Source organism: Chryseobacterium sp. CS2K3 (assembly GCF_059515185.1).
Map to the genome: position 1 here is coordinate 224,363 of NZ_JCAKRW010000002.1, position 23,289 is coordinate 247,651.

The 23,289-nt window shown below is 34.3% G+C and carries 23 protein-coding genes and 1 riboswitch; of the genes, 19 read left to right on the forward strand and 4 right to left on the reverse strand.

The genetic code is table 11. The features are described 5' to 3' along the window. The first annotated feature begins 5 nt into the window (after positions 1-5). A riboswitch (cobalamin riboswitch) is annotated at positions 6-196 on the forward strand. Between the two features lie 69 nt (positions 197-265). Then, on the forward strand, positions 266-1,372 hold the full coding sequence (locus AC5YGG_RS04115) for a T9SS type A sorting domain-containing protein (protein ID WP_496143181.1): 1,107 nt from the start codon (positions 266-268) through the stop codon (positions 1,370-1,372). A 175-nt stretch (positions 1,373-1,547) separates the two neighbouring features. On the opposite strand, the gene clpP is transcribed toward AC5YGG_RS04115, so the two are convergent. Continuing rightward, positions 1,548-2,231 (reverse strand): ATP-dependent Clp endopeptidase proteolytic subunit ClpP, encoded by a 684-nt coding sequence (clpP, locus tag AC5YGG_RS04120; protein ID WP_065393687.1) that lies wholly within the window; start codon positions 2,229-2,231, stop codon positions 1,548-1,550. Positions 2,232-2,342: 111 nt separating this feature from the next. Further along, positions 2,343-4,328 carry a DNA primase gene (gene dnaG, locus AC5YGG_RS04125; RefSeq protein ID WP_496143182.1) on the reverse strand — a complete coding sequence of 662 codons (1,986 nt, stop codon included), beginning with the start codon at positions 4,326-4,328 and terminating at the stop codon, positions 2,343-2,345. Positions 4,329-4,711: 383 nt separating this feature from the next. Here dnaG and tsaE point away from each other — a divergent pair, with 383 nt between their 5' ends. The 8 genes from tsaE to AC5YGG_RS04165 all read left to right on the forward strand — a co-directional run bounded on the left by tsaE (position 4,712) and on the right by AC5YGG_RS04165 (position 11,850). Next, complete coding sequence (tsaE, locus tag AC5YGG_RS04130; RefSeq protein ID WP_496143183.1) at positions 4,712-5,119, forward strand: tRNA (adenosine(37)-N6)-threonylcarbamoyltransferase complex ATPase subunit type 1 TsaE; 408 nt, start codon at positions 4,712-4,714, stop codon at positions 5,117-5,119. A 69-nt stretch (positions 5,120-5,188) separates the two neighbouring features. Next, positions 5,189-6,379 carry an alanine dehydrogenase gene (locus AC5YGG_RS04135; RefSeq protein WP_496143184.1) on the forward strand — a complete coding sequence of 397 codons (1,191 nt, stop codon included), beginning with the start codon at positions 5,189-5,191 and terminating at the stop codon, positions 6,377-6,379. Beyond that, positions 6,380-6,751 carry a hypothetical protein gene (locus AC5YGG_RS04140; RefSeq protein WP_496143185.1) on the forward strand — a complete coding sequence of 124 codons (372 nt, stop codon included), beginning with the start codon at positions 6,380-6,382 and terminating at the stop codon, positions 6,749-6,751. A gap of 17 nt (positions 6,752-6,768) precedes the next feature. After that, on the forward strand, positions 6,769-7,542 hold the full coding sequence (locus AC5YGG_RS04145) for a sensor histidine kinase (RefSeq protein WP_496143186.1): 774 nt from the start codon (positions 6,769-6,771) through the stop codon (positions 7,540-7,542). Beyond that, positions 7,517-8,233, forward strand: coding sequence for a LytR/AlgR family response regulator transcription factor (locus AC5YGG_RS04150; protein WP_496143187.1), 717 nt, complete (start codon positions 7,517-7,519; stop codon positions 8,231-8,233). The genes AC5YGG_RS04145 and AC5YGG_RS04150 overlap by 26 nt, the downstream gene beginning before the upstream one ends. A 194-nt stretch (positions 8,234-8,427) precedes the next feature. Next, positions 8,428-10,710, forward strand: a complete 2,283-nt coding sequence (locus AC5YGG_RS04155) for a cation:proton antiporter (protein WP_496143188.1) — start codon at positions 8,428-8,430, stop codon at positions 10,708-10,710. Between the two features lie 93 nt (positions 10,711-10,803). Further along, the gene (locus AC5YGG_RS04160; RefSeq protein WP_496143189.1) at positions 10,804-11,289 is read left to right on the forward strand and encodes a hypothetical protein; all 486 of its coding nucleotides are present in this window, start codon (positions 10,804-10,806) and stop codon (positions 11,287-11,289) included. Positions 11,290-11,313: 24 nt separating this feature from the next. Then, complete coding sequence (locus tag AC5YGG_RS04165) at positions 11,314-11,850, forward strand: hypothetical protein (protein WP_496143190.1); 537 nt, start codon at positions 11,314-11,316, stop codon at positions 11,848-11,850. Positions 11,851-12,180: 330 nt separating this feature from the next. On the opposite strand, the gene AC5YGG_RS04170 is transcribed toward AC5YGG_RS04165, so the two are convergent. Next, on the reverse strand, positions 12,181-12,819 hold the full coding sequence (locus tag AC5YGG_RS04170) for a hypothetical protein (RefSeq protein WP_496143192.1): 639 nt from the start codon (positions 12,817-12,819) through the stop codon (positions 12,181-12,183). A gap of 186 nt (positions 12,820-13,005) precedes the next feature. On the opposite strand from AC5YGG_RS04170, the gene AC5YGG_RS04175 reads away from it, so the two are divergent. From AC5YGG_RS04175 to AC5YGG_RS04210, 8 genes are all read left to right on the forward strand, one after another. Continuing rightward, the gene (locus AC5YGG_RS04175; RefSeq protein WP_496143193.1) at positions 13,006-14,022 is read left to right on the forward strand and encodes a LysM peptidoglycan-binding domain-containing protein; all 1,017 of its coding nucleotides are present in this window, start codon (positions 13,006-13,008) and stop codon (positions 14,020-14,022) included. 1 nt (position 14,023) lies between these two features. After that, positions 14,024-14,842, forward strand: coding sequence for a DUF4280 and LysM peptidoglycan-binding domain-containing protein (locus tag AC5YGG_RS04180; protein WP_496143195.1), 819 nt, complete (start codon positions 14,024-14,026; stop codon positions 14,840-14,842). Positions 14,843-14,860: 18 nt separating this feature from the next. Next, positions 14,861-17,581 carry a hypothetical protein gene (locus tag AC5YGG_RS04185; RefSeq protein ID WP_496143196.1) on the forward strand — a complete coding sequence of 907 codons (2,721 nt, stop codon included), beginning with the start codon at positions 14,861-14,863 and terminating at the stop codon, positions 17,579-17,581. 17 nt (positions 17,582-17,598) lie between these two features. Continuing rightward, the gene (locus tag AC5YGG_RS04190) at positions 17,599-18,744 is read left to right on the forward strand and encodes a hypothetical protein (RefSeq protein WP_496143197.1); all 1,146 of its coding nucleotides are present in this window, start codon (positions 17,599-17,601) and stop codon (positions 18,742-18,744) included. A 24-nt stretch (positions 18,745-18,768) separates the two neighbouring features. Further along, complete coding sequence (locus AC5YGG_RS04195) at positions 18,769-19,077, forward strand: hypothetical protein (RefSeq protein ID WP_496143198.1); 309 nt, start codon at positions 18,769-18,771, stop codon at positions 19,075-19,077. 86 nt (positions 19,078-19,163) lie between these two features. Further along, positions 19,164-19,979, forward strand: coding sequence for a hypothetical protein (locus AC5YGG_RS04200; RefSeq protein ID WP_496143199.1), 816 nt, complete (start codon positions 19,164-19,166; stop codon positions 19,977-19,979). A gap of 195 nt (positions 19,980-20,174) precedes the next feature. Further along, positions 20,175-20,381 carry a hypothetical protein gene (locus AC5YGG_RS04205; RefSeq protein WP_496143200.1) on the forward strand — a complete coding sequence of 69 codons (207 nt, stop codon included), beginning with the start codon at positions 20,175-20,177 and terminating at the stop codon, positions 20,379-20,381. Positions 20,382-20,636: 255 nt separating this feature from the next. After that, on the forward strand, positions 20,637-21,479 hold the full coding sequence (locus tag AC5YGG_RS04210) for a prephenate dehydrogenase (protein WP_496143202.1): 843 nt from the start codon (positions 20,637-20,639) through the stop codon (positions 21,477-21,479). A 99-nt stretch (positions 21,480-21,578) separates the two neighbouring features. Here the strand turns inward: AC5YGG_RS04210 and AC5YGG_RS04215 are convergent, their stop codons facing one another. Next, positions 21,579-22,247, reverse strand: coding sequence for a hypothetical protein (locus AC5YGG_RS04215; protein ID WP_496143204.1), 669 nt, complete (start codon positions 22,245-22,247; stop codon positions 21,579-21,581). A 172-nt stretch (positions 22,248-22,419) separates the two neighbouring features. Between AC5YGG_RS04215 and AC5YGG_RS04220 the strand changes: the two genes are divergently transcribed. After that, complete coding sequence (locus AC5YGG_RS04220; protein WP_496143205.1) at positions 22,420-22,692, forward strand: DUF2089 family protein; 273 nt, start codon at positions 22,420-22,422, stop codon at positions 22,690-22,692. A gap of 10 nt (positions 22,693-22,702) precedes the next feature. Beyond that, positions 22,703-23,284, forward strand: coding sequence for a YIP1 family protein (locus AC5YGG_RS04225; RefSeq protein ID WP_496143206.1), 582 nt, complete (start codon positions 22,703-22,705; stop codon positions 23,282-23,284). The last annotated feature ends 5 nt before the right edge of the window (positions 23,285-23,289 follow it).

Sequence of the window (23,289 nt, forward strand, 5' to 3'; positions counted from 1 at the left end):
TGATATATTTGCAGCGTTTTTAAGGTTGAACACTGTTCATAATAGGGAATCAGGTGAGAATATTAGTCAAATCCTGAGCTGTACCCGCAACTGTAAGCTGTTTTACCTATAGCTGTTTCATACCACTGGATTTTATAACCGGGAAGGTCTGCTATAGGATGCGAGCCAGGAGACCTGCCTTGAATACCTTTTTAATATCAGGACTGGAGACTTTATCTTTTCCTGTACCTAAGTTTCGGGAATAAAACTTTAATTTAATTATATTATGAGAAAAATCTATCTTTTTTTCTTACTGCTTTGTACGCAGTTTTTCTTCGCTCAATTCACAGAAAACGATATTAAGTTTTGGGTGGGAACAGGTTCTAAAAAGGCTTACTTCATTGCCGATTTTAATGACAATAACACTCCAAAATCCTATGCCTGGGGCTATCGTTTTGATGCTGACAATTTAATGGCAGAAGATATGATAAATGCCATTGTTGCAGCAGAACCTAAAATACAAACAGATATTTTGTCAGGCTATCTATATAGTTTTTCATACAACCATCATACTCCAGGGACTGATGATTCCTGGATTACCTGGCATGGAACCAATCCCGAAACTATGTCTAATGAAAATTATGGTGCAGGATACACTTCTTTAACAGACGGGCTATGGTTTGGAATTACTTACGGATCCGATGTTATTAGTATCGACACCCCACCATCAACTCCCGTACCGGCATACAGCTCTCAATGGTATACTTCATCTCAAATTACCAATTGGATTGGAACAGGAACTAATAAAAGCCTTGTTGTTATAGATTTCGGAACAGATAATACCAATGGTAACGCTAATTCTTTTGTTTTTGGAATTAAATATAACGGAAATATTACCGCGGAACAGGCTTTACAGCTTATTCAGTCTCAAACTTCATATTTCAGCTTTACAAAGGCTAACAACGAGCTTTCAAATTTATCACTAAATACTTTTTCAGGAGCTGGAAATTGGAAGCTATATAAAGGAAATGATCTTTCAAGCTGGCAGAAGAAAACAGATCTCAGCCAGATAGAACTGAATAATAATAGCTGGTTAGGATTAAGTTTTGGAGAAAGAAGACCCTTCACTCCTACTGAAGCAAGTGATGCGACGCTGTCTGTGGCTTCTGTTAGCAAGAAAACATTCAATATTTATCCTAATCCGGCAAGTGATTTTATACAAATTGAAACTCCTGAAAATATCATAGAGACGAATATTTACTCATCTTTAGGACAAAAAGTAATGACTTCCCAAGAGAAAAAGATCAATGTTAAATCTTTAAATGCAGGTGTGTATTGGATGGAGATTAAGACGAAAAATGGATCTACGGTACATAAGGTTGTGAAGAAATAACCACCCCGTCAAAAATTCTTTGAATTTTTGACACCCCTCCAAAGGAGAGTAATATCACGTCTTCAGTTGTGATTCTCTTCATTATGAAACAGACACACAATAAAAATTCGTGTATCCATAGCTAAAACAAAAAAACGCATCCAATCGGATGCGTTTTTTTATGATTTTAAATCAATTATTTTTTCTCTGCTCTTTGAAGAACCTCATCTACCATTCCGTAGTTCTTAGCTTCTTCAGAAGTCATCCAGTAATCTCTGTCAGAAGATTTTTCAACCCACTCGTAAGTTTGTCCTGAATGGTGAGCGATAATATCATAAAGCTCCTGCTTTAATTTCAGCATCTCTCTCAGGTTGATCTCCATATCAGAAGCAACTCCCTGCGCACCTCCTGAAGGCTGGTGGATCATTACTCTTGAGTGCTTAAGTGCAGAACGTTTTCCTTTTTCACCGGCAACTAATAATACAGCTCCCATTGAAGCAGCCATACCAGTACAGATAGTCGCTACATCAGGCTTAATGATCTGCATTGTGTCATAAATTCCTAATCCAGCGTAAACACTACCACCAGGTGAGTTGATATAGATCTGAATATCTTTAGAAGGATCAGCACTTTCTAAGAATAAAAGCTGTGCTGTAACGATATTAGCAACCTGATCATCAATTCCTGTTCCCAAGAAGATGATTCTGTCCATCATCAAACGAGAGAAAACGTCCATCTGAGCAACGTTTAGTCTTCTTTCTTCCATGATGTATGGTGTAAGATTCGTTGGACCATACATTCCCATATACTGATCGGTAACAAGACCGTTGTTTCCTAAATGCTTTACAGAGAAATCTCTGAATTCCTTTTTAATGTCCATATTTATATTATGTATTATTTTAAAATATTTTTGATGTTTAAATTACAATATTTATTCCTAAAATTTTATAGGACTTTTTGTCACAGAACCTTGGCTCCTTTTGTCTTTAAACTATTTTCTTCGATCTCTATAAATTCCCTTAATCGGAGAATACTCAATGATATCACTTAGTCTTATGGATGCCTGTTTCAACAGTGTTATTTTTTTAATCAGCTCGTAATATTTTGACTCATCCGTATCCCTGTACTGATCAAGCTCTTTATCTGTTTCTGTAATCAGATAATCAATATACCTGTATTTATGCAACAAAACATCGCCCGTGATCTGATCTGCCACTTTATCTCCATAATTGGGAGGATAAATATTTCTGGAAGCCCAGTTTTCCAAATCATCCAAAGGAATTAATGCATCTACAACCTTTGTGGTAATCTCTTCATCCATAAAAGATACAAAAAAGTTTCCACTTCTCAATTCCTCTTTCTGAATTCCTTCTTTTACCTGATCAATAATAATCTCATTTCCCTTAACTAAAAATGTATACTGTTCTTCTTCAAAATGATGCAGAATTTCCTCAATAACGGTTATCTGATACTCTTCATTATTTTCATTTTTCCTTTTAAGAACAATATCCCCAAATGCTAACATATGCTCAACAAGCTTGTTCTCCATAAACAATACTTCAAATAGAAACGGATCTTCTCTTTCCTTATCCGGAGGAACAATCTCCATCTTCGGAGCTGCTTTTTCCTTCTGCTGTTGCTGAACATGATGGGTTTGATTTTGAGTGATCTGCTTCTGTACATCCAATTCATTGAAAAGACTCTGCTCGGAAAGCCCGAATTTATTGGAAACCTCTTTAAGATAAACCTCTCTTTTCAGTGCATTCTGTACAAAGGAAACTGATTTTACAATATCACGTATTGCTTCTGCCTTTTTGATCGGGTCATTTCCTACATCTCTTAACAGAATCTCTGCTTTAAAGTCGATGAAATCCATCGCTTCATTTTCGATGTACTTTTCAACGTAGTCCTGCGGATGTTTTCGGGCAAAAGAATCCGGATCATCGCCATCCGGGAATAGAAGAACACGAATGTTCATTCCTTCTGTCAAAAGCATATCAATACTTCGGAAACTGGCTTTAATCCCTGCATTATCACCATCGAAAAGAATGGTTACGTTTTCTGTAAGTCTCTTTATCAGTTTAATTTGCTCTGTGGTAAGGGAAGTTCCTGAACTGGCTACAACGTTTTCAATTCCGGACATGTGAAGAGAGATCACATCCATATATCCTTCCACCAAAAGACAGCCGTTCTTTCTCGAAATTGCCTGTTTACTCTGGTTTAATCCATAAAGAACATTGGATTTATGGTAAATCTCTGTTTCCGGTGAATTGAGATATTTTGCCGTTTTGACATTACTTTTAAGAATCCTTGCTCCAAAACCGAGAACTCTACCTGAAAAACTGTGAATCGGGAAAATTACTCTTTCTCTGAAACGGTCAACTCCTGCCGGTGTATTTTCCGGGAAAATAGACAATCCCGACTTCTCCAAAATCTCTTTGGAATATCCTTTTTCCAATGCATATTCTGTGAATGCATTTTTCTTTTCGGGAGAATATCCAAGCTGGAATTTTTTAATAATATCATCCTTAAGCTCCCTTTCCTTAAAATAAGAAAGCCCTATACTTCTACCTTCCTGATTATCCCAAAGGATTTCCTGAAAATAGGTATTTGCCACTTCATGGATCTTATATAAAAGATCTTTTTCCGTCTGCGCATGTTTTGCTTCTTCAGAAATTTCGCGCTGATCTTCTTCAATTTCAATTCCGTACTTCTTGGCTGCATGACGAAGGGCTTCGGGATAAGTAAAGTTTTCAATTTCCATCAGGAAAGAAATTGCCGTCCCTCCTTTTCCGGTAGAGAAATCCTTCCAGATCTGCTTACTTGGCGAAACAACAAAACTTGGGGACTTTTCCTCATGAAAGGGGCTGAGTCCTTTATAATTAGACCCCGCTCTTTTCAACTGAACGTACTCTCCCACTATCTCTTCTACACGTATCGTTGAGAAAATTTTGTCTATTGTCTGCTTCGAAATCATACTGCAAAATTAGGTATTTTATGCAAATGTTTATAGAGTATCCGAAAAGTTCATGAACTTTAAATCATAAAATTTGGGCATTCAATAACAAAGTTGTTTCCACTTGATAAAACCACAAAAGTCATAAAAGTTTTGTTTTAAAACACTTTAGTTCACATAAGTAAGTTTAAAATAATTCAGCAAAGAATTGCATATAAGACAAAAATCAAAGATTTTAATAAAACTTTAAGGCTAAAGCTTTATCGTCCGAATTTATTTTCAAGAATAAGAATATACTGATCAAAAAAGTCAATCAGTTTTACTATTATCTACTTTCTTATCCTAAAACACGATTACACCCCGACTCTAAAACTTATTCATTATTTTTGCAGACAAATTAGCATATGCAATTTACTATAAATACAATCGAAGACTGGCAGAAGGTTGTTGACAGCATTCTTCCTCAATTACAACATAATATCCTTTTATTAAAGGGTAATCTGGGTGCAGGGAAAACTACTTTCTCTCAATTTCTGCTTAAAAATCTGGGCAGTGAAGATGAAGTTAACTCACCTACTTATTCTATTGTTAATGAATATAATACTCCAAAAGGCAAAGTATTTCATTTTGATCTTTACCGTCTGAAAAACGTTGAAGAAGTTTATGATATCGGCATTGAAGAGTATCTGGACAATTCTTTTTTATGTATTATTGAATGGCCTGAAGTGTATGAAGAGGAGCTTTACGGGCTTAATTACCACACAATGAGCATTGTGAATACGGGTGAAAACAGAGAAGTTTCATTCGATTAAATATTATGTATCTTTGCTTATTATTTCAATCGTAAAATAACAATCTGTAAGACATAATTTAATTTAAGGATGAGTACAAATATTTTTACTCCTTTCACAGAAGAAGAATTGATGCCGAAAGAAGAAAAATTGGAGGTTATTAAGAAAGGAAAACAGTTCAGTATTGGAATTCCTAAGGAAACCTGTCTCAACGAAAGGAGAACGTGCATTACTCCGGACGCCGTACAGGTATTGGTAGAGCACGGTCATGAGATCATTATTGAATCAGGAGCGGGGCAAGGTTCTTTTTTTACAGATTTACAATATTCTGAATCAGGAGCGAAAATTACTACTGATCCTAAGGAAGCTTTTGCTCAGGATCTGATTCTGAAGATCAATCCTCCCACAGAAGAGGAAATTGATTATATGAAGCCTAATACATATCTGGTTTCAGCACTTCAGATCAACCTTAGAGATAAAGAATATTTCCTTAAGCTTGCAGAGAAAAAAGTAAATGCCATCGCATTTGAATTTATCGTTGATGAATATAAGCAACTTGCCTTAGTACGCCTGATCGGTGAAATTGCAGGTACCGTTTCCATTTTATACGCTTCGGAATTATTGGCACTTTCCAATGGCTTAATGCTTGGCGGAATTACAGGAGTAAGACCGGCAGAAGTAGTTATTCTCGGGGCAGGAATTGTAGGTGAATTTGCTACAAAAGCAGCAATAGGTCTGGGAGCAAGCATCAAAGTTTTTGATAACTCATTATCAAAGCTGAGAAGGCTTCATACTATGGTAGACAGCCGCGTTCCTACTTCCATCATTGATCCTAAGGAGCTTAGTAAGAGTTTAAGACGTGCAGACGTTGTCATAGGAGCTCTTCCAAGATTAAATATGACGCCTATCGTAACTGAAGATATGGTTATGAAAATGAAGAAAGGAAGTGTCATCATCGATATTACTATAGACAATGGTAAAGTGATTGAGACATCGGAACTTACTACCATGGAAGACCCATATGTGATCAAACACGGCGTTATCCACTGCGGGCTTCCGAATCTTACTTCAAGAATGCCAAGAACCACTACGAAAGCGATTTCCAATTTCTTCCTTTCCTATATATTGAATTATGATGAAGAAGGCGGCTTTGAAAACATGCTGATCCGCAAAAATGAAATGAAGCAGAGCTTATATATGTATAAGGGAAGACATACTAAAAAGATCATCTGTGACCGTTTCGGACTTACGTACCACGATATCAATCTTTTAATTTTCTAAATGAAAAAACTTAAATTTTATGCAATAGGCTTCGTTCCGGGGCTCATCATCGTATTTTTTATATTAAACAAAAAAGGAGCAAGCTGCAGCGGTTATCTTCCGAACAGCCGTGTAATTGCAGAAACGCTTTCCAAAGAATTCAAATATTCTGAGGAAGCTAAAACCGCTATGACTACTTACAAGATTGATGAAAAGTTTATAAAAGACAGTATCATTACCAATGGAAAAGTAGATTTTGACAGAAGCCACGCACAAAAGAAACCATGTCCGGATTATCTTTTGACTTATCCTGAAAAAAATCCGTCTTACGAGATCTCTTATGAAAAATGTGAGGAAACTGTGACGGTAAATAGTCTTAAAAAGCTGAAATAGTCTTTATAATCACTTTTATGGAAGGCAATTACTACATGATTCATGATTATCTGATATTCATCGGAGTTTTTGCCATTTTCCTTTTTCTTACAACAAGCATATATTTCTTCAGCAAAAATCAAAAACTGATGCTGAGAAATGCTAAACTTTCAGAAGCCAATAAAATTATTGAACAGCGCCTGAATGAAGTTCGCCTGGAACATATCGGAACAAAGCTGAACCCTCATCTGTTCAAAAACATTCTCAATTCTGTTCAGTCTCACGCGTACCAGACGTATATGTCATTGGATAAGCTTGCCAATGTTCTTGATTATATTTTATATGAAAGTAACAATAAGTATGTAAGTCCTAAAGAAGAGCTTAACTTCGCTTTAAGCCTTATAGAAATCAATAAAATTAAGATCAATCCTCTTTTTGATTTTAGAATTAAATCCAGGATCAATAAATCTGATTCTGTATATGAGGAAAAAGTTTTCGCTCCGCTGATCTCTGTTGATCTTATTGAAAATGCCTTCAAACACACGGATTTCCTGGCTCAGGATTCTTTTATTTCCATTTATCTGGAGCTTGAAAGCGGTATGTTTACCATGAAAGTAAGCAATAAGGCTTCCCAAAAGAACAGCCTTGAGAAGGAGAAAAGCGGATTCGGAAGCCAGTCTTTGGATCAAAGGCTTAAAATGATCTACAGCACATATTACCAACTGGAAAAAAGTTCAAAAAACGGTATCTTCACTGCAGAATTAAAAATCAATTTAGGAGAATTCTATGATAAAATGCGTTATTCTGGATGATGAATTATTGGCAATAAGCTATTTGAAACTTCTATGCGAGCAAATTGATGATGTAGAAGTGGTAAAGGCATTCAATGATCCTAAAATCTTTTTAAATGAAATTCATTCTCTGGACTGCAATCTCTGTATTCTGGATATTGAAATGCCTGGCATGACCGGTCTTCAGGTAGCTGAACTTCTCTCCGGTTCTCATAAAGTTATTTTTACAACTGCTTATAAGGAATATGCTGCCGAAGCTTTTGATCTTAATGTGGTAGATTATGTAAGAAAACCTATCAAAAAAGAACGACTGATCCAGGCTTTTGAAAAAGCAAAAGAACAAATCAACACCGTTCAGAAAAAAAACTTTATCGAATGGAATACCAATATCGGTAAAACAGTGATCCTGACGGAACAGATTGCTTACATCAAAACATCAGAAATCGACAGCCGTGATAAAGACATTATTCTCAATGACGGAACTCCTATCGTTCTGAAAAATCTTAATTTTAAAAACCTTCTGGAAATGCTTCCTTCTAAGGATTTTGCACAGGTTAATAAAAAAGAAATTATCGCATTATCTTCAATCAAAGTGCTTGGTACCAACGAAATTATTACCACCATTCTTACCGAGAACGAGCATTTTCTTAAGCTTCAGATCGGTGATGCTTACAAAAGTTCATTAATGGAGTTGTTTACCAAATATTTTTAAAAATTCCCTCTTTCCTTCTGAAGCAAAAATACAATGGGATAACTCCGGAACTGTTGCTATTATTCTCATAACTTTAGAAAAACATTCAATCCAGGATTTTTATTACATTTTTTACTGCATTCATTACATTTTAAAAACCAAGGTCTTTTGAGATAAAGATATTCTTATCAACTTTGCATCAAAATATAGGAATCATGAACTTGGGTAAATACAGAAATTTAATTTTCTACATCACTACAATAGCTATCTTTTCCTGCCTGATGTACTTCTTCATTATTGAAGGACAAACACTGGAAGTAAAGGAGAATATTGTTACTAAAACCAGCACGGGCTCAACCTGGGATAATTTCCTTGAGTCCTTCAAAACAAATCTTCATCATCCCTTAGCATTATTATTAGCTCAGATTGTTACGATTATCCTTACTGCAAGGCTTTTCGGATGGATATGTATGAAAATAAAGCAGCCAAGTGTAATCGGTGAAATGATTGCGGGTATTGTGCTGGGACCCTCACTTGTAGGAATGTACTTTCCGGAATTTTCAGCTTTTCTTTTTCCTAAAGAATCATTAGGTAACTTACAGTTTTTGAGCCAGATAGGTTTAATCCTATTCATGTATATTGTAGGTATGGAGCTGGATCTGAGTGTTTTGAGAAAAAAAGCACATGACGCCGTGGTGATCAGCCATGCCAGTATTATCATTCCTTTTGCGCTGGGAATTGGACTTTCTTACTTTATTTATCAGGAGTTCTCACCGGATGGCATTCAGTTTACTTCTTTTGCGTTGTTTATTGCAATATCCATGAGCATCACTGCTTTTCCGGTATTGGCAAGAATTGTGCAGGAAAGGAATCTTCAGAAAACCAAACTCGGAACCATTGTCATCACCTGTGCCGCCGCCGATGATATTACAGCCTGGTGTATCCTTGCTGCAGTGATTGCTATTGTAAAAGCCGGTTCTTTTGCAAGCTCCATCTACGTTATCATCATGGCAATTGCTTATGTATTCTTAATGATCAAAATCGTAAGACCTTTCCTGAAAAGGATTGGAGATCTTCAGGCAGGAAAAAATACAATCAGTAAACCTATGGTTGCTATTTTCTTCCTTACTCTGATCTTATCATCATATGTGACTGAAGTTATCGGTATTCATGCTTTATTCGGAGCTTTTATGGCAGGAGCTATTATGCCTGAAAACACTAAATTCCGTACTTTATTTATTGATAAAGTAGAAGACGTGGCATTGGTCCTTCTCCTTCCCTTATTCTTTGTATTCACGGGACTTCGTACCCAGATCGGTCTTTTAAATGACAGCCACCTTTGGATGACAGCCGGATTTATTATTCTTACCGCTGTTGTTGGAAAATTTGCGGGAAGTGCCTTAACGGCAAAATTTGTCGGAATCAACTGGAAGGAAAGCTTAACGATTGGCGCTTTGATGAATACCAGAGGACTTATGGAGCTTATCGTCCTGAATATTGGTTATGACCTTGGAGTATTAGGTCCTGAAATCTTCGCCATGCTTGTGATAATGGCTTTATTTACAACTTTCATGACGGGTCCGGCATTGGACTTCATTAATTTTATTTTTAAATCAAAAAAGAACGACGACGAGCTTATTCATGATAAAAATGACTCAAAATACAGGGTATTACTTTCATTTGACAAACCGGAATCGGGAAGTACACTATTAAAATTAGCCCATGATTTTACCAATAAAATGAATGGCAATAAAAGCATTACTGCGATGAATATTGCTCCTGTAGATGAAATGCATGCTTATGATATTGATGAATATGAGGATTCCCAGTTTCAGAATGTTATTGAAACCTCTCACGAACTGAATCTGGAGGTCACTACCCTTTTCAAAGCCTCTACCGATATAGAAAATGACCTTACCAGCATTACAAATAAGGGAAATTATGATCTTTTACTCATTATGCTTGGAAAATCTATGTATGAAGGGAGTTTACTGGGCAGATTATTAGGTTTCACCACTAAAATTATCAATCCTGAAAAGCTTTTGAATACTGTGAAAGGTAAAGGAAATATCTTCAACAACTCTCCTTTTGACGATTTTACATTACAGATTTTAGATAAAGCTCATATTCCTGTAGGTGTTTTAGTAGAAAAAGATTTTACAGCGGCAGATAAGGTATTTGTACCTATTTTCAATCTGAGTGATTTTTATCTTCTTGAATATGCCAAAAGACTGATCAATAATAACAATTCTCAAATTATCATCCTGGATGCTGCAGGACAGATCCGCAACAATATTGAGGTAAAAGAACTGATCAGAAGCATTGAACAGGTTGCCCCGAATCATATTACCTTGTACAATGAGAAAAAAATTGAAAAGGAATTTTTAAACGCTCAGGATCTTATGCTTATCAGCAGCAAAAGCTGGAAAAACCTGATCGATACGAAGAGTCTTTGGCTTTCTGATATTCCTTCTACTTTAATTATATCAAATCCGTAACACAGATATTTTCTATTTCTATTTGAAGCTGTGAATATTATTCGTTGTCTGTAAAGAAAAAACGTATATATTTATAGCTTCATTTTTTTGGATATGCTGATTAATCATGAAAATGGTACCCTAGAACTGGAAGCCTTCAATACCAATCTTTATAATGGAATGCTGCTTAGTCAGCTTCAGGAAACTGATTTTTATAAAGAAAAGTATTATAATTTATGGGATGTAAAGACCGGATATTTCTGGTACTACTTCCTTCCCACAGACCTTAAGGGTTATCAGGTTCATTTTCAATTGTGCTTTTGGGGCAGCCAGCTTCACAGCATCCATATGAATACACAGGAAAGCACCGATGCCAAAGACTGGAATGAATGGAGTGAGGAAAAGGAAATGCAGGTATTTTACAGAAACAATAAGTTCCTGACTTCAGTTTTAGGAATATCACCAACCCGAAAAACGAAAACACCTTACCCAAGGTGTACATTCAGTTTCTCATGGGGAGAAATATGGTCTGTCTATGACCCTAGAAGCGCGAGCAGCCTGATGGGAATCCATTATAATGAAGAGGTAAACAAAAAATAACCACAAAAAACAAAAGATTATACTATGTGCCGATATGCCATGATGGTTTACAAAGGTCATTATGCCTGTTTTAACTGCCAAAAAACTTTTAAACGTAAAGTTTTAAGAGATGTCGACAAACATGCTCAATTTTCTGTGGCAGCCAAATGTCCTGAATGTGGAGAGCTGATGGCAAATATGGGACTGGATTTTGAATCTCCGGCAAAAAATGATCATAAGCAATGGGCACACATTAAAAATCTGTATAAAGTAGGAATCACTTTTCATTCTTGCGGATGTTCGGGTCCCGGCTATATTCCTCAAGACCGGGAAGCTATTATCAAATATTTTGAAAAAATACGTTCAGAATATATGCGCTCACTGGTCTTCTGGCGATATCGTGTAGAACCTGAAACAAAAAGGGAACGCGAAATTGAGTATCAGAAAAATGGTCCCAAACTATGGGCGATCAGTCAAAATGCTTTTAAGCAAACAGTCACCAATCAGGAAGGAATTAATTATTGGATCGGTAAGATTAAAGAGGTAGAAGAACGCCTGAGCATCATCAGAAATAGTAAATAAAAACTAATGGAGATTGACTTCTCAATCTTATCTATACTACAAAATCAATAGTATTTATAGTTCTCTATTCTGGTTGATAATTCTATAGATTTTTTAAACGCTAAGACTCAAAGAAAGATATCATAAACCTGAAAATTTTTGATCCCTAAGATATTTCATTCAGCTAAGGCAGATTAGCTAAAAAAAAGTAACTCTTGCTGAGTGAAATGCCTTTGATCTTTAAAGAATATACAATACTTATAAATCTTAGCAGACATTGCGTTAATAATAAAACTTCGCCAATACAACGCTGCTTTACAGATTCAAGTTTATTATTTATTTTTAATCATCTTATTTTTCTTTTTCCAGCCTCAAAAGCCTTTTAAAATCATCCTTCATCCTTTTATCTTCTTCATTCATATACTTCCCACTGAAAGGAGCACCACAATCCTGACTGTTCACAATATGGATAAGACTTCCTTTCTCAAAATAATTTCTGGTTTCAGTGATCTCTGATTTTTCAAAGTCAAAAGCTTCAGTATCATTATTTTCTTTCATAGCTTTTTTATCATAAAACAGAGGACGGTTATACTTATAATCTTTTTCAAAGACAAAGGACAGATTCCCGTTTAACAGATAGTATTCTATTAAAACCTGACCTGTTTCACCGTAATGTCTTGCCATTATCTTTTCCAGCCTTTCATTTTTATAATAATAGGTTGCCTCGCCTCCTTCAGCAGATTCATCTTCGATAGATTTCTTTTTGATGGAGGTCCATTTTGTGATAGAATTAATCCGTTTAAAATTAACTTGAATAGGTTTCAGGCGGTTCTTCAAATACTCGTTCGTATCCATATCGTCTTCATTAAGACTTTCTTTTATACTAATCGTATCATTTTGAGGAATAAATGTAAGTTGTAAACCTCCTGCATAAACCGAGCTAATATTAATGAACAGGAGAAAAATTACTTGCAGGCATTTACTTTTCATAGAGTTGTATTGAGGCATTGATAGGCTTATTGAGTTCTTTGTACAAAATTAGTAAACTTCCTTCGTTTTGAATCAATCTTCACTGAAGTCTCTTGTCGTAATTTTACTACAATTTTTAAAATTTAATCTTAAAAATTAATTTCAAAATGTAGATTTTTTATAGTTTTATAACTAAACACATATTTGATGGAAATCAACATTTTACAACACAAAGTACGCCATGGCGACACGCTGCAATCCATTGCTATCAGGGCAGGTATAACCAGTGAAGAACTTAAGTTATTTCACAATTCCCATTGTCAAAAAACGGATAGAATTTGGTTTGACAGCATTAATGAAGTCAAAATTATCCTTGTTCCCACAGCTTTCAAAACAGAGAGACAAAAAGAGGATGAAAAGAAAAAAATTCTACCTTCTCAAGAAATATTAGGTTCTTTTTTCGCCAAAACTTATATCGTCACAGAAAATTTCGAAAGTCCTTTTGAATCTTCCTTAACAATAGATTATACTGTAAATATTAAAATCCGTAAAGAGAAAAATCAAAATATATTGTCTTACAGTCAGGATCATTTTAAAGTTCACGGAGAAAACCCGAAGGATAAGATCAGTGAATTATCCATTGCCTGTATGAAAAGCATTATGCCTATTGATTTCATGATGAATGAACAGGGGAAAATTACAGCATTCACTGATCATATGAAGATCCTTCAATCCTTTTCTGACAAGCGTAAAGACCTTGATTTCTTTGCAGGAGAAATCTCAGAACGCTACATGGATAAGTTTGAAAAGAACATTTCGGATGAATTTTTCTTTCTCCGTCAATTACAAAGTACCCTGCTCTTTCAGATTATATTCCCAAAATTAGAATGGTTTCACAAGAAAACGGAATGGATAGAGTCATTTTATTTTTTACAAAACTCCTTTCCCATACCATGCAAAATGGAAATTAAGCAGGAAAATGAAGATCTGGATCATATCACAACCATTTTAACAGGAAGCTGCACAGATTTTTACAGTTTGCAGGAATTAAGAACAGGAATAAAATACAATGAGCCTGTTGATGATCCTGTATCAGGAACTATTATTATTGAATACACCACACATAAGAAAAATAAAAATCTGGTTCAGGCATCAGTCACTCTTGCCCTTTGGCGGGAAGAAGAATCAATTCAACAACAAACACTTACTATAACACAAGGATAATATGAAAAATTATGTCGTACAGCAGGGCGATACACTCAGTTCGTTAGCCCGGCAATTTAAACTCAAAAATGAAGATATTTTAAAGACCTATCATAATCTCCACTGCTCGGAAGAAGATATTATGCAGGAGCCTATCCCCGGAAAGAAAATTTTAATTCCGGAAGATCCTCAATTTATGGATGAGGAAAAGGATGCTCAATCTTCCACGGCTAATGATTCCAAAGAAGAAGCTACAGAGAACGAAACTCATGATACATCTTATTCGGAACAATCATCCGATGAAAATCAATCGTTAGAAAAAGAACAAGATAAAAGTGAAGAAAGCAGCTCCGGTCCGCATGATGGAAAATATTTTGTCATACAAAAAGGAACCGTACAATGTAACCAGGGTTTTAAATTTCCTAAATTCAAAGTAACCAGCCACCAAAAACATTACTGGAATAGTAAAGAAGGAGAAGCTGACTATCTTGCAGTTACGGAAGATGATGTACAGCTTGATCCGTCTGCACAACCCTTTGGACAATGTAAGCTAAAGCCTACTGCAGGAGGTTATCTTCCCTGCGCTTATGCTGCAGCTGGAAAATGGCAAAAGCCTTACGAAAAAGTAAAAGTCATGGGAAAAAGCTGCCTGACAGAAATCTCTGAATTAATGTGTACCACAGGCGGAAAAATAACCATCTTAAAACATGGTCAGCAAAGCGAAACTGGTAAAAGCAATGTTGCCAGTGCCAAAAGTAAGGAGCAGCAAGTGTATAATCCTGTTATCAATTTTGATGAATTCAAAGCTGAAACTGAAGAGAATGAGGCTGAAGCCTGGTAACCCTAAAAACTAAAGATTATGGCTAAAAAAGGCGTTTTAAGAATTACAGGAAATACATCTCCAAAAACCGGAGAAAAAACATTTTATAAAGTAACCGAATGGTATCCAGATACTCCACCAAGTGAACGTAAAGAATCACTTGTGACCTGGGAATTGTTCAGAAAGCGAGAGAATGGTAAGTTTACCACAACTACAATAAAAAAACAAGGAATAAATCACTTTACATTTGGTAAAGATGCATGGAAATATACATTTCGAGTTGAAGGATATCTTGATAAACCTGAAGGTAAAGAACCGATGTCTATTATTGTACAGCCTAAAAAGAATGATCAGAAAGCAGCCCCAAAAGAGAAAGACATTCTTGGAGTGAAGCTTACTTTTCAGGATGGAAGCCCGGTTAATAAAAAATTAAGCTATAGGGACCGCCTATGGGCTACTGCTAAGTGCCAGGGGCTGGAAGGCGAACATATTGTCTTCACACTTTGGGAAGACGATGAAAGAGGTGACGGTCACAATAAAAAGAATCAATCTATTGTAAAATCTCCGCCTATACTCGTAGATAGCCAAGGATATGCACGCTGGAATTTTGCACTGTTTAATACCTATATTGCTATTGCCAACAAAAGAGAAGATGATAAAAAACAGCATGAATATTATGTTACGGCAGAATACAACGGAAAAATTAAAGCATCTGATAATGCCAATGCCAATAATCCTGAATATAAAGCTCCTTCTGCTCCACCAAAACCTACAGGAGGTAGTAAACCTCAACCTAAGCCAGATTCTCCAAAAGGATCTACCAGAACTAATTCGCCTAATAATCAACCGGATAAAAAGGGAGTCATTAAGCAGATAAAACTAACGGATCAAAATGGTAAGGACTTCACTAAAAATCCTAAATTTGGAGAAACCATAAGAGTTTCTATAGATTCTTACAACCTTGTAGGTAAAAAGTATACGCTTAAAATCTGGGAACATGACCTTATAGGAGATGATCTGCTCTACAGTAAAGACCATACTTTTCTAACGAATCATGTAGATGTTCTTATTCCCCTAACAGAGGAAATACAGAAGACAGGAGAAATAGGAAATAATCCTAAAAAGCCTGACAGTGGTGAATATTGGAAAGGAGGACAGCAGGAAATTTTTGCAGAAGTGATCTTTGTAGATCTATCTGCCAAGTCACAAACTATTGATGTTGATATTTTGGAAGCTCCGAAACCACAGAATAATGGGAATTCAGCAAGTGGGGTGAAGGATCAGCCGAAGCCGAATACAACATCAGGAGGATGCCCTAATTGTGATAAAGAAATTACTTTGGATGAAATGAAGAAAATCTTTCCTGATTGTAAAGAAGAAACCAAACTCAAAGCAGTTATGGGTGCATATAATAAGTACATGGCAAAATTTCAAATGAATACATGCTGGAATAAAGCTCATTTCTTTGCACAAACCAGAATAGAAGCAGGAACTACGTTGCATATTAAAGATGAAGGATTGAATTACTCTGTAAAAAGGCTAACTGAAGGAGATAGGTATAAAGGAACAAAATGGATAAAAGGAGATTCCGTTAAAAAAATAGGAGGTTATTTTCTGGATGGTGAATTTAAATCCCGTCCTTTTTCATATTTTGACACCCATAAAGACGAAGCAGATAAATATGGCCGAAAAGATTTAAATAAAGCCAACGACAATGGTATACAAAAAGCGAATCAAGAAATGATAGCTAATTTAGTATATGATGATAAAAACCGCCCTAGTAAAGCAAAACTAGGTAATACACAAACAGGAGATGGTTGGAGATTTCGAGGAAGAGGATTTATTCAGATAACGGGTAGAAATAATTATACAGCATCCAGTAAATACACCGAAAAATATGCTAATGTTGAAATAATATCTGATAGTGGGGCTAGTAAAGTAGGAACAGATGCAGAAGTCTCAATGCTTGCCTGTATGGGTTACTGGGTCGCCGATGGAAGAGCTATTCAAACTAAAGCCAATGGAGAGAAAAATGTAGATTTAATTTCAAAATTAATTGGAACCGATGTTGACTGGAAGGGTAAAAAGAAATCATTTGATGATATAACCTCAGTCCTATTTAAAGTAAATGAATGCATCTATGGTAAAAAAGATAATACTAAAAAGGGAGATAAGAATCAATATGATATTAATATAGATACCTTTGATGTTCAAAAAATAACAACAAAACCTGACAGTAATGAATATGAATATAATGTGTACAAATCTGGAAAAAAAATTCAAACATATAATCTTCAGAAAAACAATCACAATCTTTTACCTTTTCCTGAAACAGGACCTAACTGGGGAAGATTTGGTTCAAGAGATAAAGGTGGAGATAACTGGGTAAATGAGAAAGTATGTGCTGCTCTATTAGGCTTTTTTTACTCATTACCATTAAATGGATATTCAAAGACATTATATTTCAATGATATTTCCGCCAACGATGGACGAAATATAGGGCATTCCGGACATAATTTGGCAGGTAATGACGTAGATATTAGATACCCAGGTAGTACAAATGGAGGTAAAACTCTTTGGCAAGATGCTATGAAAACTTACAAAAATGAAGATGCATTTGTTAAGGAATTGGAAAATATATTAGCAGTTGCTGGTAAATGGAAATTCATTAAAAATTATGCCTATAAAAAAGGAATAAAACATACTACTGACAAAGCAACAAATGTTCATCAAGATCATTTTCATATAGGATATAGATAATTTAGTAACAATAAAACATGAAGAAATTTATAATAATCTTTTTTTCAGCTACGAGTCTTCTTTGCTGCCAGGATAAGAAAAAAGAAGTCATTGAAAACGTAAATAACAATATAGATTTAATCCAAAAACATATGAAACTTCAGGAAAAAATTGAGCTTTCTGAAAATGATACTAACACATTAAACCAGTATAAGCTAACAGATAAAGATATAGAATTAGGAGGGGATATAGTATTACAAGGATTAACAAACAATGGATATCAAGTCCCTGAAAACATTTTTTTTTCAAAACAGGTGAAAGATATTTTTGAAACCAATGAAGACTGCTCTTGTACATCAGTAAAACGTCATCAAAACTTTATTACTTTTCTAATTAATTCATCACAAGAGCCAAATATTGAACAAACCGAATTTGATTATACCTATGATCATATCTTTGTGTATCCAAATCTTAAAATTTTATCAGATTTACCTCTTCTAAACGATATTACAGAGATCAACAATAATAAATTAAGAGTAAATCTAAATCAAAAAATTATTGCAAGGAATAAGTTCCTGTTTAATAATAGTAAAGGAGACTTAGCTTGGCTACTAGCTAATGATAAAGAATTTTTAAGAACATTACTCGTAAATTTTGGATATGATAAAGATGAAAAAATAAATGAAGTTATATTCAACGAATTATACAAAGAATACTCTAAAGAGACTCCAGAATCTACTCAAAAAATAGGAACTCTTTTGTTTGTAAAAAATTGCAAAGGAAAATTAAGCATTAGAAAAAACTTACTCAAATATATTGAAAAAAACACTTCAAAAAATAATGATAAATATATTTCCGCTTTATCAAGATATGTGATTGATATATTATATAACGACACTACTAAATCACGATTTTCGGCAGAAGAGAAAGCTAAAATTCTCGCCTACATATCAAACATAGAAATTCCTGCATTTAACGAATTTAAAGGACAAAGTACAGATTCTTGGACCGCCCAAGCTTCTACTCTTTTCTATGTACAAAGTACAAATGCATTGAATCATCCTGAAGTATTAGATATTTTTAAAAAACATAATTATTTTGGATTTCCATTTTTGAAAAAATATATTGAAAGTGGAGAACTGCAAAATGAGAGCCCTTCTTCTCCACAAGATGATGGACAATAATCTTAATAATTAAGATAAAAACAAATGATGAAAAACTTTATAATCCTAGTATGTCTCCTACTTATTTTTTCATGCTCAAAAAGTAATGAAACAGAAAAGGCTAAAGTAATATCAGAAGTTAAAAATGAAATTCTTAATGATAATGACTCAATAAAAAAAATACTTGAAAAACAAGTATTGAATGGTTATGCAATCAAAGAAAAAGGATTGGATGCTGAGTCTAATTATCCATATTCTTTAGAGGATTATAAAGTTGCTGTTAGTATTTCTGCCGACATACTTAAAAAAAATGGGGTTAAATTTTTAGATTCAGAGAATTTAATAAAAAAATAAAAGAAATATTCAGGTTTGATAATATTAAATCTCCTATTAATTTCCTGATTGAATACCCATGCCCTAGAGAAACCCCTGTATATCAATTGGACGACAACTACGTAATTAGTAATAATAATCCGATTTTTATAGATAAAGAACATAAGTTATTAACAGAAGCCTTTTTCATTCCGGAACTAATTGATTATAAAAAAGAATTTTCAGACATTTATGATAAAGAAGATCATATTTTAAAAGAAAAAAATATTAATGGAAACCAATTTGAAGTTATTCGTTGGAAAGATCTAACAACACTAGAAGAAAAACGTCAAAATAATATTCAAAAAATAGTAAATCGAAACAAATATATTTTCAATGACAACAAAGGTAGCTTTGCCTGGTTACAATTCCATGACAAGGATTTTCTTGAAGCTCTTATTAAAACTTTTGGCTATGTAAAAGATAAGGATCTTTTAGAATGGTATATCAAAAGAAACGGGATTGAAAAATACATCAATAATCTTGATGATTATATTAAAATATTCTATACTAAAACTTGTGACAATCAATATTTTGTTCATCAAGAAACATTTAATTATTTTGATAAAGATCCTGAAAAATATTCAAAAGAAATATTGGAGATTCTAAATCAGATTCAAGACAATAACCTTCAGCTAAAAGGGTTTAGTTTTGAAGAAAAATCAAAATTGATTGCATATTTATTATATTTTGGAGAAAAACATAAAGAAAAAACAGGTTTAACTTTTGCGTTTATGGGAACTTTTTATAAGCATTCACCAGAAGATTTACAAAAGAAATATGATGAAGAATTTAAAAAACAAAAATATTATGGATTACTTTCTTTTGAAAAATATTGGAACGATGCAAAGATTGAAGGAGATGGAATTGGGTTAGACATGTAGTAATATTGGTAAACAATGATCAAAAACTTCTTAATTTTCTTTTACCTATTTTGCCTTGTTCCAAGCATAGCCAAACGGGAAAACTACTGGCCATAAAACCAAATACTTAAATTCCATTTCCGATCTGATCATTAAAGAAACCAAAGACAATCGTTCTTTGATTTTCTCTGATAAAAGTTTCGATAAAAAAGCTGAATGCTGGGTAAATTAGCATACTACTCAACTAAAATTACAGAAAACAGCACTCTATATTATAGCTTTTTCAGTACTCTCAATGGTAATCTGGAAGGCAAAAATTATGAAGCGGAATTCAAAAAAAATAAATATTATAATATCTCGGATTTCAAAAAGACCTGGGAAGAAACAAAAACCGGAGGCATCAGCTATCCCGGCATGGAATAATATTTCAAAAAGCCCATTGGAATTGCTACAACAGACTGAAAAGAATTATTATTAGCAATGAAATTATATTCATCCAAAGAAAGCATCATAAAATTTCTCAACTTAAAAAAATATTTTATAAATTTGCTACGTGAATTTTAACAACGGAACATATTATTATAGAATTTTTAGCTCAGATCTGGGATAGGGATTCTTATGAACATAACTTAAAACCTCGTCCTAGGACGAGGTTTTTTTATTTAAAAAAATTAAAAGATGAAAATAAGTATTATAGGAGTAGGATTAATAGGTGGTTCAATGGCGCTGAAATTAAGACAGAAAAACATCGCCAGCTTTATCTATGGAATCGACAACAGCCAACAGCATATCAACGAAGCATTAGATTTGAATATAATTGACGCCGGAGCAGACCTGGAACAGGGAATTAAGGATTCAGACCTTATAATCCTTGCTATTCCGGTAGATGCGGCAAGAAAATTATTGCCAAGTGTGCTGGATCTTGTATCGGATCACCAGACCGTTATGGATGCAGGCTCCACCAAGGCTGGAATTGTAGGTGCCGTGAAAGATCACCCAAAACGTTCAAGATTTGTAGCTTTTCACCCGATGTGGGGTACAGAAAATAACGGACCGAAATCAGCTATTGCAGACAGCTTTGCAGGGAAAGCCGGAGTAATTTGTAACAAGGAAGAATCTGCAGACGATGCATTGGAAGTAGTTGAAAATGTTGTGAATGCCCTTGATATGCACATGATTTACATGAATGCAGAGGATCATGACATCCACACAGCTTATATTTCCCATATTTCTCATATCACATCTTATGCCCTTGCCAATACTGTATTGGAAAAAGAGCGCGAAGAAGAAACTATTTTTCAACTTGCAAGTTCCGGGTTCTCAAGTACAGTTCGTCTTGCAAAATCTCACCCTGAAATGTGGGTTCCTATCTTTAAACAGAATAAGGAAAATGTATTGGATGTATTGAATGAGCATATTTCTCAGCTTAGGAAATTCAAGTCTGCTTTAGAAAAAGAAAACTATGAATACCTTGAAGAGTTGATTACTAATGCTAACAGAATTAGAGGAATCCTGAGATAAAAACAACAGATCTGTAACTTATCAAAATATTTAAAGCCACGAAAGTTTCTATTATAAACTTTTGTGGCTTTTATAATAATCAGATGAATCCAATCGATTTTAAAACTTCATCATCAGCCCTACTCCATTTTTGTCATTAAGCACATAATAATCCGGCTTAAATTTCTTTATATCAGCTGTGCTGTAATTATTCATTGCTTCTTTCATTTGTGAGTGTCCTACCAATTTAAATACAACACCGGCACCAGCTCCAATAAATCCTATAATCAGAGGAATCGGAGATCCTTTTGAATCGCCGTTTTTTACATTGTTATCATTAGCTTTGGAAACATTTGACAACCCTCCAATAACAAAACATGCTGCTCCTCCCACTACCAAACCAGTCCCGATATTATTAAGCGTTCTTCCTTTCATATATTGTGGGTTCTTTTGCTGAATCAGGTAATTTTTAATATCTTTTTTAGCAGTCAGCCTAGAAGTGTCTTGATTTTTATTCGTTTCTGTAAGACCTTCTGAAGATATAGTTCCGGATGCCATCTTTCCTTCTTCCTGAATTCCTTTCACAGAATTGTCATATAGAAATTCTTCTTCTCCATTTTGACTATTTGTATAGATCACTTTTCCTTTACTATAGGAAAGCTTCTTATAATGGATAGTTTGATTATTTTGAGTAATAATAATTCCCTTTTCAGAAAATTCAGGAATACTGATTTGTGAGTAGACGGCAAGGGATGCCAAAGCAAAAAGAAGCATAAAAGCTTTTCTCATGTTTATTAGTTTTGGGGCAAAAATATTTGTTTTTTAGATAAGAACAAATAGCTGTTCTACTTTTTCTATTTTCAAGTGTAAAAATCATACTATCCACAAATAAATTTTAATAAAATTAAAATTTAATTTAACTTTATTAAAAAAAATATTACTTTTGTAAAAAATAAATAGAATGAAGTTACCTATAATCTGCCCAAGTTGTGACAATACCCTTAATGTAAGTCAAATGAAATGCCCCAGCTGCAAAACTGAGGTAAGCGGAGATTATGAACTTCCCGTTCTCCTTAAACTGAATCGTGAAGAACAGGATTTTATTCTCAACTTTTTCTTATCCAGCGGAAGTATCAAAGAAATGGCAAAACAGGCAGGCTTGTCTTATCCTACCATGAGAAACAAAATGGATGACCTTATCACCAAAGTGGAACAACTGAAAAATAACCTGTAAAACAAAATATATGAACTGGAAAACAATTTTTAATCCATTTGAAAGGTTTGACGAAAAGCTACTTTTACTTATCGGAATCATCACCGTCATTCTTTCTATTATCATAGGTTACTGGACCAATACTACATTCACCAGTATCTATAAAATCGATATTCTGGAAAATACCTCTATTAGAAATACTGCGCTTCCAACAGTATTGAGCTTTTCAATTGCTATTGCAGTTCTTTTTATACTCGGGAAACTTCTGAACAGAAAAACCAGGATCATTGATATTGTCAATACAGTTTTAATATCCCAGCTTTTTCTTCTTCCCATTCAATTAATCGGGAAAATATCCTATATGCAACAAGCCGGAAAAAATATAATACAATATCAGTCTAATCCATCAGGAACATTTCCTTTTTTAGATTTTCTGATCATGATTTCTCTCACTGTTGTTACGATTACCACCTTAATCTATAGCATGACGCTTTACTACAACGGATTTAAAACAGCAACAAATATCAAAAAATGGCAACATATTGTACTCTTTTGTTTTGTGTCGATAATCAGCGCCATATTATGTCAGCTTACTATTAATCATATTATTTAAACACC